This is a genomic window from Streptomyces sp. NPDC012510 (assembly GCF_042955065.1).
Taxonomy (GTDB): Bacteria; Actinomycetota; Actinomycetes; order Streptomycetales; family Streptomycetaceae; genus Streptomyces.
This window is the reverse complement of the sequence record NZ_JBIBEN010000109.1, coordinates 1-1045: the sequence shown is the minus strand read 5'-3', so window position 1 is coordinate 1045 and position 1045 is coordinate 1. Positions and strand designations below refer to the sequence as shown.

Annotated in this window: 1 rRNA gene; it reads left to right on the top strand. The window is 55.9% G+C overall.

The features are described 5' to 3' along the window. A 23S ribosomal RNA gene (locus ACFY9I_RS42670) occupies window positions 1–1045 on the top strand; the annotation flags it as partial.

The window sequence follows — 1045 nt, the reverse complement described above, 5'->3', positions numbered from 1 at the left end:
GATGGGTAGGGGAGCGTCGTGTGCCGGGTGAAGCAGCCGTGTAAGCGAGTTGTGGACGGTTCACGAGTGAGAATGCAGGCATGAGTAGCGATACAAACGTGAGAAACGTTTGCGCCGATTGACCAAGGGTTCCTGGGTCAAGCTGATCTGCCCAGGGTAAGTCGGGACCTAAGGCGAGGCCGACAGGCGTAGTCGATGGATAACCGGTTGATATTCCGGTACCCGCTGTGAAGCGTCAAACATCGAACCAGGCGATGCTAAGTCCGTGAAGCCGCCCCGGATCCTTCGGGTGAAGGGGAGTGGTGGAGCCGACGGACCAGACTTGTAGTAGGTGAGTGATGGGGTGACGCAGGAAGGTAGTCCATCCCGGGCGGTGGTTGTCCCGGGGTAAGGGTGTAGGACGTCAGGTAGGTAAATCCGCCTGGCACATAGTCTGAGACCTGATGCCGAGCCGATTGTGGTGAAGTGGATGATCCTATGCTGTCGAGAAAAGCCTCTAGCGAGTTTCATGGCGGCCCGTACCCTAAACCGACTCAGGTGGTCTGGTAGAGAATACCGAGGCGTTCGGGTGAACTATGGTTAAGGAACTCGGCAAAATGCCCCCGTAACTTCGGGAGAAGGGGGGCCATCACTGGTGATCCGATTTACTCGGTGAGCTGGGGGTGGCCGCAGAGACCAGCGAGAAGCGACTGTTTACTAAAAACACAGGTCCGTGCGAAGCCGTAAGGCGATGTATACGGACTGACGCCTGCCCGGTGCTGGAACGTTAAGGGGACCGGTTAGTCACTCTTCGGGGTGGCGAAGCTGAGAACTTAAGCGCCAGTAAACGGCGGTGGTAACTATAACCATCCTAAGGTAGCGAAATTCCTTGTCGGGTAAGTTCCGACCTGCACGAATGGCGTAACGACTTCTCGACTGTCTCAACCATAGGCCCGGTGAAATTGCACTACGAGTAAAGATGCTCGTTTCGCGCAGCAGGACGGAAAGACCCCGGGACCTTTACTACAGTTTGATATTGGTGTTCGGTTCGGCTTGTGTAGGATAG